8 protein-coding genes are annotated in these 9,729 nt (G+C 74.7%); 1 reads left to right on the top strand and 7 read right to left on the bottom strand.

What is annotated here, in order from left to right:
• Positions 1-33: 33 nt before the first annotated feature.
• The 7 genes from AB0M28_RS30325 to AB0M28_RS30295 form a co-directional block, all read right to left on the bottom strand.
• Positions 34-708 carry a hypothetical protein gene (locus AB0M28_RS30325; protein ID WP_365412044.1) on the bottom strand — a complete coding sequence of 225 codons (675 nt, stop codon included), beginning with the start codon at positions 706-708 and terminating at the stop codon, positions 34-36.
• 148 nt (positions 709-856) lie between these two features.
• Positions 857-2,431, bottom strand: a complete 1,575-nt coding sequence (locus AB0M28_RS30320) for a hypothetical protein (RefSeq protein ID WP_365412041.1) — start codon at positions 2,429-2,431, stop codon at positions 857-859.
• A gap of 169 nt (positions 2,432-2,600) precedes the next feature.
• Entirely contained in the window at positions 2,601-3,404 is an 804-nt protein-coding gene (locus AB0M28_RS30315) for a type III pantothenate kinase (RefSeq protein WP_365412039.1), read from the bottom strand.
• Positions 3,404-4,441 carry a carboxylating nicotinate-nucleotide diphosphorylase gene (nadC, locus tag AB0M28_RS30310; RefSeq protein ID WP_365412036.1) on the bottom strand — a complete coding sequence of 346 codons (1,038 nt, stop codon included), beginning with the start codon at positions 4,439-4,441 and terminating at the stop codon, positions 3,404-3,406. Before nadC ends, AB0M28_RS30315 begins: the two co-directional genes overlap by 1 nt.
• Positions 4,438-6,195: an L-aspartate oxidase gene (locus AB0M28_RS30305; protein WP_365412034.1), complete on the bottom strand. Its 1,758-nt coding sequence runs from the start codon at positions 6,193-6,195 to the stop codon at positions 4,438-4,440. Before AB0M28_RS30305 ends, nadC begins: the two co-directional genes overlap by 4 nt.
• Positions 6,192-7,121 (bottom strand): pantoate--beta-alanine ligase, encoded by a 930-nt coding sequence (gene panC / locus AB0M28_RS30300; RefSeq protein WP_365412053.1) that lies wholly within the window; start codon positions 7,119-7,121, stop codon positions 6,192-6,194. The genes AB0M28_RS30305 and panC overlap by 4 nt, the downstream gene beginning before the upstream one ends.
• Positions 7,122-7,195: 74 nt before the next feature.
• Entirely contained in the window at positions 7,196-8,116 is a 921-nt protein-coding gene (locus tag AB0M28_RS30295) for a DUF2520 domain-containing protein (protein WP_365412031.1), read from the bottom strand.
• Positions 8,117-8,584: 468 nt separating this feature from the next.
• Here AB0M28_RS30295 and AB0M28_RS30290 point away from each other — a divergent pair, with 468 nt between their 5' ends.
• Positions 8,585-9,724: a beta-eliminating lyase-related protein gene (locus tag AB0M28_RS30290; protein ID WP_365412028.1), complete on the top strand. Its 1,140-nt coding sequence runs from the start codon at positions 8,585-8,587 to the stop codon at positions 9,722-9,724.
• The last annotated feature ends 5 nt before the right edge of the window (positions 9,725-9,729 follow it).

The raw sequence follows: 9,729 nt of genomic DNA, 5'->3' as shown, positions 1-9,729 counted from the left end.
GGGGGCTTACCAGCCCCCCAGACCCCCCGTCCGTCAAGCCGAAAGCGCCTCCGCCCCCGGGGGCGTGTCCGCCTGGGGCGGGGACGACCTGCGGCGGCCCGGGGGGAAGACCTCGGCTGGGGTGGGGACCGGGCGGCGGCCCGGGGGGGTGCCGGGTGCCGTGGGGGCGGCCGGGTGCTTCTGGGGGGCCCGCGTCGGGGCCGGATCCTGCGTCGTCTCCTCGGACATACGACCTCCCGGAAGTGCGATCAGCGGACGTCCGCGCGATGTCTCCCGCGCGGGCGGGACCCCCTGGGCCGTACGCCGGGCCGCCAGGTGCTCAAGGCGGCGGAGCAGCGCACGGCGGCGGCCCGTCTCCTTCGCCCCGGCGGGCAGTCCCACCAGGGCGCGGAGCGCGGCCACGTCGCTCACCAGCGGCGTATGGCCGTCGGCGAGCGCCTGCTCGAGCAGTTCGGTGTAGCCCGCCGCCGCGCCGGGCAGTGCGGCGCGGTAGCGGCGCAGCTCGTCCGCGACGAACGCGTCGCGGCGTGCGGCTTCGAGGCTGGCCTCGGCCACGTCCGCGAGGAGCCGCAGGCAGCTGTCGGCGAAGTCCTGGTCGGACATCGCTGAGGGCTGCGGCTGGGTGGCGACGGCCAGCGCCCGGCGGAGCGTGTGCAGCTCGTCCGGGCCGAAGACCATGCCGCCTCGCGAACCGTATGGCGTCGGCATAATCCGACTTTAGGCCCTTCCAGGGCGTTTGCGCGCGAGGCGCGCGCGGGGGCGCGCGTCGCGCATCCGGCGCGGGTCCGGCTCCGATCGCCGCACCGGCGCGCCCCGGCGGGCGAAGAAGGCCGGCCGCGAAGTGCGGCCGTCCGGGCTACGCCTGCCGGGCGCCCGCCCTCCCCCGCCCCGGGACACGGATCATCGCGAGCGTGACCGAGCCCAGGCCCAGGGCGCCGGCCGAGGCCGCTATCAGCCAGGGGACAAGGCGCGAGATGCCGGTGGGCGCCATCGCGCCCCCGTGCGACGAAGGCGCGGGGGGAGGCGAAGGCGAGGACGAGGCGGGGGACGAAGCGGGGGGCGTGGACGGCGAGGGCGAAGCCGTCGCCGGCCGTACGCGCAGCAGCACCGGTGCCGTGTCGTTCGCCGGGACCGCGTCCCGCGCCGGGAAGTCCGTACGCGCCAGCGACTGGATCCGCCCGGGCGCGCCGGACACCGCCCGGTCCACCCGGACCCGGAACACCAGCGTGTCCTCCGTACCGGCCGGGAAGACCTCCGGGAGGTCGCAGACGTACGACCCGGACCCTCCGCGGTCACAGGCCCAGCCGGCAGCCGAGCCCGTACCGGGGATCCCCACCACCGTCGTCCCCTCCGGCGGTGTCACCACGTACCGGCCGGTGCCGCCCGCCAGGGCCATCGAGCCCGGGCCCGCGTTCTGGACGCCCAGGGCCACCTCGACCGTCTCGCCGACCGCGCCCTCGACGACGCCGCCCACGGCCTGGTAGTCCGCCGTCTGCAGCGTGCCCACGTCCAGCAGCCCGCCGGGCTCCGCGAAGTCCCGGTCCGCGGCCGGTTCGAGGGTGAGGGCGGGGCCGGACCCGCGTACGGCGTAGGAGGCCGCGTCGTCGGGGGTGTCGCCGCCCAGGATCCACGCGTCGTACGAGACCTGCCCGTACATGAGGTCCTCGGCCGGCGTGAAGTGGAAGGGGGCGGAGAGGGTGTACGCGTGGCCGGGGGTCACGGGGGTGGCGAAGACGCAGTACGCGGCCGCGTCCGGCGCGGGCTTGTAGCGGCAGTTGCCGTACTCGCGGGCCAGGCGCAGGCCCGTGGTGCCCTGGAGGCGGACGCCGATGCCGCGGGGCGCCGCCAGTTCGCCGTGGTTGGCGATCGCCGGGGTGAGGGTGAAGGGCTCGCCGGGGCTGAGGCCGCGCAGGGGGTCGTGGCGGAGTTCGGCGAGGACGGGGCGGCCGACGACCGCCTCGGTGCGGGCGGTGGTGTCCGCGGCGCCGGCCGCTCGTGCGGTGAGCGTGATCGTGGCGTGCGCTCCGGCGCGTACGCCCTGCGCGCCGCGCAGCGCGAACGGCCGTACCTCCGTGCGCTGAGCGAGGGACGGCCAGGCGCAGGTGAAGACCAGTCCGGCGGCGTCGCAGGCGCCGGTGTCCGCGACCTCGGCGACACCGGCGAGGGCGGTGGCGTCGACGACCAGCTCCACGTCGCGGGCGGTGGATGTGGGCTGCTCGTCGGGTATGAGCGTGACCGTGCCGTCGGGGTCAGGCTGTACGGGGGTGGGCGAAGCGGCCACTCCCGGCGCGCCGCGCCCCGCGCCGGGCGGCAGCGTCAGCGTCACCCCGAACAAGTCCCCCGCGCCGCGGCCCTCTTCGGGCAGATACACCGTCTCCGGGACCTCGACGCCCAGCACCGGCCCGGCGGACGCCGCCGCTGCCGGGGGCACCGCCCCGGGCATGAGGGCGCCGAGGGCCACCGCGGCGGCCAGTGCCGCGGATGCCCTTCTCGCTCTCCCCCATCGCGTCAATGTCCCCACAGACCTGTCATGTACGCACTGGCGTGCTGTATGACAAGACTCCCACAGGGCCCTTGTGGGTTGCCCGGGGCCGACCGGCCTACGTCGTACGGGAGATGTTCCGCTCGTACACCAGCCGCAGGCCGATCAGCGTGAGCCAGGGTTCGTGCTCGTCGATGACCGAGGAGTCGGCCAGCATCATCGGGGCGAGGCCGCCGGTCGCGATGACGGTGACGTCGTCCGGGTCGTCGGGTGCGAGTTCCCGTGCCATCCGGCCCACGACGCCGTCGACCTGGCCCGCGAAGCCGTAGAGGATGCCGGACTGCATCGCCTCGACGGTGTTCTTGCCGATGACGCTGCGCGGGCGGGCGATCTCGATCTTGCGGAGCTGGGCGCCGCGTACGCCGAGGGCCTCCGTGGAGATCTCGATGCCGGGCGCGATCACGCCGCCGACGTACTCGCCGCGCGCGCTCACCGCGTCGAACGTCGTCGCCGTACCGAAGTCCACGACGACGCACGGGCCGCCGTACAGCTCGATCGCCGCGAGGGCGTTGATGATGCGGTCGGCGCCGACCTCCTTGGGGTTGTCCATGAGGACCGGCACGCCCGTCTTCACGCCGGGCTCGACCAGGACGGAGGGGACGTCGCCGTAGTAGCGGCGGGTGACCTCGCGCAGCTCGTGCAGGACGGCGGGGACGGTGGAGCAGATGGAGATGCCGTGGATGTTGTCGCCGAGCTCCTCGCCGAGCAGCGGGTGCATCCCCATCAGGCCCTGGAGGAGTACGGCGAGTTCGTCCGCGGTACGGCGCGGGTCGGTGGACACCCGCCAGTGCTCGACGATCTCGTCGCCGTCGAACAGGCCGAGGACGGTGTGGGTGTTGCCGACGTCGATGGTCAGCAGCATCAGACGCGCTCCTCGCGGAGGTCCAGGCCGATGTCGAGGATCGGGGAGGAGTGGGTGAGGGCGCCCACCGCGAGATAGTCGACGCCCGTCTCGGCGTACGCGCGGGCGTTGTCCAGGGTGAGGCGGCCCGAGGACTCCAGGATCGCGCGGCCGGCGGTGAGCGCGACGGCCTCGGCGGTCTCGGAGGGGGTGAAGTTGTCGAGCAGGATCAGGTCGGCGCCCGCGTCCAGGCCCTCGCGGAGCTGGTGGAGGGTGTCGACCTCGATCTCGATCGGTACGTCGGGGAACTCGGTGCGGACCGCCTTGAACGCCTGGGCGACGCCGCCCGCGGCGACGACGTGGTTGTCCTTGACCAGGGCCGCGTCGGAGAGCGACATACGGTGGTTGACGCCGCCGCCGGCCCGTACGGCGTACTTCTCCAGCGCGCGGAAGCCGGGGGTCGTCTTGCGGGTGTCGCGGACCTCGGCCTTCGTGCCCTCGAGGGCGTCCGCCCAGCGGCGGGTGGCGGTGGCGATGCCGGAGAGGCGGCACAGGATGTTGAGCGCGGAGCGCTCGCCGGTGAGCAGGTCGCGGGTCCGGGTCGTCACGGAGAGCAGGACCTGGCCCGCGGTGACGCGGTCGCCGTCCTCGACGTGGCGTTCGACCTCCATCTCGTCCGTGCAGACGACGGAGAGGACGGCCTCGGCGATGTGCAGGCCGGCGACGACGCCGTCCTCGCGGGCCGTGAAGTCGCCGGTCGCGACGGCGTCCTCGGGGATCGTCGCCACGGTGGTGACGTCCACGCCGTTGTCGAGGTCCTCCTCGATGGCCATGTGGGCGATGTCCTCGACCTGGACCGGGTCCAGGCCCGCGTCGGCGAGGAGCTCGGCGAGGTCGGGGTCGAGGCCGCACTCGAGGGGGTCGTGCTCGTAGCTGTCGCCTTCGCCCGCGCCGCAGCCGCAGGCGTCGCCGCAGCCTCCGGCCGGCTCGCTCGGGCCGCCGAGGGGGAGGAGGGTCAGCTCGACCGGCTGGGGGCGGTTGGGGGTCGGGGTGGTCACGCTTGCTCCTGGGTGGGCGTTACGGCCGGGGTGGGCCGGCTGGGCGGGAAGGCGGTGGTGGCGGTCGGTCGGGTCGCCACGGATCCGTCCGGGGTGAGCGTGGCGAGCAGATGGTGGCGCCAGGCGGTGTCGTCGCGGTCGGGGTGGTCCTCGCGCCAGTGGCAGCCGCGGGTCTCCTCGCGGAGGGCGGCCGTGCGGGTGAGGACTCTTGCGACGAGGAGGAGGTTGGTGGCCTCCCACGTCTCGACGCCGGGGAGTTCGGCGTCGGGCTTCGCTTCGTCGCGTATGCGGTCGAGTTCCTGTGCGGCTGCCGCGAGGCTCTCCGCGCTGCGGAGGACGCCTGCGCCTCGCGTCATGATGCGCTGGATCTGGGCGCGGGTTTCCGGGGCGACTAGGTGGTCGCCCTGCGTCGTCGGGGCCGGGCCGGCGCTCGCGGCTGCGCCGCGAGTTGTGCCCCCGCCCACATGCCACCCGTCACCGTCTGCCGGGGTCACCGCCGTCGGCCCTCCGGAGGACGTCACCACGTCCGCCGCGATGCGTTCTGCGAAGACCAGGCCCTCCAGGAGGGAGTTCGACGCGAGGCGGTTCGCGCCGTGGACGCCAGTGCAGGCGACCTCGCCGCAGGCGTAGAGGCCGGGGACCGTCGTACGGCCCGCGAGGTCCGTGCGGACGCCGCCGGAGGCGTAGTGCGCCGCGGGGGCGACCGGGATCAGGTCCGTGACCGGGTCGATGCCGTGGGCGCGGCACGCGGCCAGGATCGTGGGGAAGCGCGCGGCCCACATCTCCGCGCCGAAGTGCCGCGCGTCGAGGTACATGTGCTCGGCGCCCTGCTCCTGCATACGCCGCGTGATGCCCTTCGCGACGATGTCGCGCGGCGCGAGCTCGGCCAGTTCGTGCTGACCGACCATGAAGCGCTCACCGGACGCGTCGACGACATACGCCCCCTCACCCCGTACCGCCTCGGAGACGAGCGGCTGCTGCCCCTCCGCGTCCCGGCCGAGGTACATCACCGTCGGGTGGAACTGGACGAACTCCAGGTCCGACACCTCCGCCCCGGCCCGCAGGGCCAGCGCGACGCCGTCGCCCGTCGAGACCGTGGGGTTCGTGGTCGCGGAGAAGACCTGGCCCATGCCGCCCGTCGCCAGGACCACGGACGGCGCGCGGACCGCGCCCACGCCGTCGTGCGCGCCCTCGCCCATCACGTGCAGGGTGACGCCGGACGTACGGCCGACCCCGTCCTTCAGCAGGTCGAGCACGAGCGCGTGCTCGATCGTCTCGATCCCCGCGTCGCGCACCGCGGCGACCAGCGCCCGGGAGATCTCCGCGCCGGTCGCGTCGCCGCCCGCGTGGGCGATCCGGCGCCGGTGGTGGCCGCCCTCGCGGGCGAGGGCGATGCCGCCGGCGTCGTCCTCGTCGAAGTGCGCGCCCGCGTCGATGAGGCGCCGCACCGCGGCGGGACCCTCGGTGACCAGGAGCCGTACCGCGTCCTCGTCGCACAGGCCCGCGCCGGCGACGAGGGTGTCGTCGAGGTGCTGCTCGGGGGTGTCGCCCTCGCCGAGGGCCGCGGCGATGCCGCCCTGGGCCCAGCGGGTGGAGCCGTCGTCGAGGTTGGCCTTGGTGACGACGACCGTCCGCAGGCCCGCGGCGGCGCAGCGCAGGGCCGCCGTGAGGCCGGCGACGCCGGAGCCGACGACCGCGACGTCCGCGTCGATGGACCAGCCCGGCGCGGGGGCGGTCAGCCGTATGCCGGTCATGCGGGGACTCCTGTCGCTCCGAACGTCAGCCGGATGTTGTCGATGAGGCGGGTGGTGCCGACCTTCGCGGCGACGGCGAGGACCGCCTCGCCGGTGAAGCCGTCGCCGGCCTCGGTGAAGTCGTCGGGGTCGACGAGCGCGAGGTAGTCGAGCTCGAGGGGCGGATCGAGGCGCGCGGCCTCGTCGAGTACGTGCTGGGCGGCGCCCCGTACGGCCGAGGGGCGCGCGAGCGGGGCGTACCCGCGGGCGTGCGCGTCGGCGGCGGCGCGCTCCTCGCCGAGGGCGGTGAGCTCGCGGGCCCAGTGCGCGCCCGCCGGGCTGGTCTCGGCGCGCTGCGCGAGCGCCGCCTCCGCGGCGAGCCGGTCGCGGCCGGCGAACAGAGCGCGGGAGAGCGCGAGGGCGGTGCGGCGCTCGGCGGCGGAGAGGTAGCGGTTACGGGAGGAGAGCGCGAGGCCGTCGTCCTCGCGGACGGTGGGGACGCCCACGATCTCGACGTCGAAGTCCAGGTCGCGCACCATGCGCCGGATGAGGGCGAGCTGCTGGGCGTCCTTCTCGCCGAAGAAGGCCACGTCGGGCTCGGTGATGTGGAGCAGCTTGGCCACGACGGTGAGCATGCCGTCGAAGTGGCCGGGGCGGGACGCGCCTTCGAGCACCTCGCCCATCGGGCCGGCGCTGAGCCGCACCTTGGGCTGCCCGTGGGGGTAGACCTCGTCGGCGGGCGGGGCGTAGACGAGGTCCGCGCCGGCCAGTTCCGCCAGCTTCAGATCGGCGTCGAGGGTGCGGGGGTAACGGTCGAGGTCTTCGTTCGCGCCGAACTGCAGCGGGTTGACGAACACGGTGACGATGACCGCTCCGGACCGACCCATACGGGCACGGGCCGCACGGATCAGGGAGGCATGCCCCTCATGCAGGGCGCCCATCGTCATCACGACGGCGGTGGGTCCGGTCAGCCCGGCGAACTCGGGGCTGCCGCGGTCTTCCCAGTGCCTGATCAGATCGGTCACCGGGATCCTCCGTCCGCGAGGACCCCGAGCAGGTCCTCGGCCAGCTCGGCCTTCAGCAGTCCGTTGGCCAGCGCGCGGTCGGCGGTGGCGCGGGCCATGGCGACGTACGCGGGTACGGCGGTGGGCGCGTGCGCCCGCAGTTGCTCGATGTGCGCCCGCACGGTGCCGGCGTCGCCCCTGGCCACCGGGCCGGTGAGGGCGGCGTCGCCGCTGCGCAGCGCGTTGTCCAGGGCTGCGCCCAGCAGGGGGCCGAGCATGCGCTCGGGGGCCTGGACGCCGGCCTTGGCCAGCAGCTCCTGGGACTGGGCGACGAGGGTGACGAGGTGGTTCGCGCCGATCGCGAGGGCGGCGTGGTACAGCGGGCGGGCCTCCTCCTCGATCCACTCCGGCTCGCCGCCCATCTCCACGACGAGGGCCTCGGCGGCCATCCGCAGCTCCTGCGGGGCGGTGACGCCGAAGGAGCATCCGGCGAGGCGCTGTACGTCGACGGCGGTGCCGGTGAAGGTCATCGCGGGGTGCAGGGCGAGGGGCAGGGCCCCTCGTCGCGTGGCGGGGTCGAGTACGGCGGCGCCGTAGCGGCCGGAGGTGTGGGCCAGGAGCTGGCCGGGCCGGATCGCGCCGGTCGTGGCCAGGCCCTCGACGAGGCCGGGGAGGACGTCGTCCGGGACGGTGAGCAGGACGAGGTCCGCGCGGGCCAGCACGTCGGCCGGGTCGGTGACGGGGACGCCGGGAAGCAGCTCGTCGGCCCTGCGCCGGGCGGCGTCGGAGACGGCGTTCACGGCGACGGGGCGGTGTCCGGCGAGCGCGAGCGCGGCCGCCAGCGCGGGGCCTACGCGGCCGGCGCCGACGACTCCCACGGTGAGCCTCGCGGGCTTCTCGCCCTGGGGTGGTGGTGCGGTTGCGTCGTTGGGGGTCACGCGGTGTGCCTTCCGTTCCAGTCCTCCATGGGGTACCGGACTTCTCGTCAATCGTACGCTATCCCCGCAGGGGCGGCCTCGTTGCGCTCTGGGGTTGCGCCGGCTGACGCGGATCGGCGCTTCGCGCCTCAGTCCTCAAACGCCGGACGGGCTGAGGGGGTGCTGCGGTCCCGCTGCAACGTGCGGTTTGCGCCGGCGCCTGCGGCGCGATTCGGCGCTTCGCGCCTCAGTCCTCAAACGCCGGACGGGCTGAGGGGGTGCTGCGGTCACGCTGCAACGTGCGGTTTGCGCCGGCGCCTGCGGCGCGGTTCGGCGCTTCGCGCCTCAGTCCTCAGACGCCGGACGGGCTGGAGGTCGCCTTGCGTCGGCTGACGCGGTCGGCGCTGCGCGCCTCGGCCTCAAGCGCCGGACGGGCTGGGAGCGGTGCCTGTCGCGCTGGGAGGGGTCCCGGCATGTCATCCTCGCCCCATGAGCCAAGACGACAAGCTCCGTCACTTCGCCGCCCAGCGAGCCGCGCGTCGCGCCCTGTCCGGGGGGCCGCTCGCGGTGAGCATCGAGGACGCCCTTGCGCGGATGGGTGCGATCGCCGTCGGTGGGGTCGATCTCGGGCAGCCCGTCGACGTCTACGGGACCGGTGTCGTCGAGGAGCTCGAGCGGCGGACCGCCGAGGTGCTCGGGAAGGAGGACGCCGCGTACTTTCCGACCGGGACCATGGCGCAGCAGGTGGCGCTGCGGTGCTGGGCGGGGCGGACCGGGAGCGAGGTCGTCGTCTCCCATCCGCTGCACCACCTCGAGGTGCACGAGCGGGACGCGTACGCCGTCGTCAGCGGGCTGCGCGCCGTGCACGTGACCGACGCGCCGCGCACGCCGAGCGCCGCGGAGGTCGCCGGCGTCGGTGAGCCCTTCGGGACGCTGATGCTGGAGCTGCCGATGCGCGAGCCCGGGTTCGTACTGCCGTCGTGGGAGGAGCTGACGGAGACCGTCGGCGCCGCGCGGGAGCGGGACGCGGTCGTGCACTTCGACGGGGCGCGGCTGTGGGAGACCACCGAGCACTTCCGGCGGCCGCTGCCGGAGATCGCCGGGCTCGCGGACAGCGTGTACGTCTCCTTCTACAAGTCGCTCGGCGCCGTGTCGGGCGCCGCCCTCGCCGGCCCCGCGACGCTGATCGACGAGGCGAGGACCTGGCGGCACCGGTACGGCGGGCAGCTGTTCCAGCAGTGGCCGGCCGTGCTCACCGCCCTGTACGGGCTGGAGCACGAGCTGCCCCGGCTGCCCGAGTACGTCGCGCACGCGAAGACCGTCGCCGCCGCCCTGGCTTCCGCGTTCACCGAGGCGGGCGAGTCCTGGCACCGGGTGTATCCCGCCGTTCCGCACACGCACCAGTTCCAGGTGTGGCTGCCGTACTCGGCGGAGGTGCTGACGGAGTGCTCGCTGCGGATGGCGGAGGAGCAGAAGACCGTCCTCTTCCGGCGGTGGACGGAGCCCGGCATGCCGCCCGGGATCTCCGTGACCGAGGTGACCGTGTCGGCGTCCGCCCTGGAGTGGACCGCCGGCGATGTGGCGCAGGCCGTGGACGCGTTCCTGGCGCTCGTGCGCGAGACCCGCTGACGTCC

Source organism: Streptomyces sp. NPDC051940 (assembly GCF_040680895.1).
GTDB lineage: Bacteria > Actinomycetota > Actinomycetes > Streptomycetales > Streptomycetaceae > Streptomyces.
This window is presented reverse-complemented; position numbering and strand designations above follow the sequence as displayed.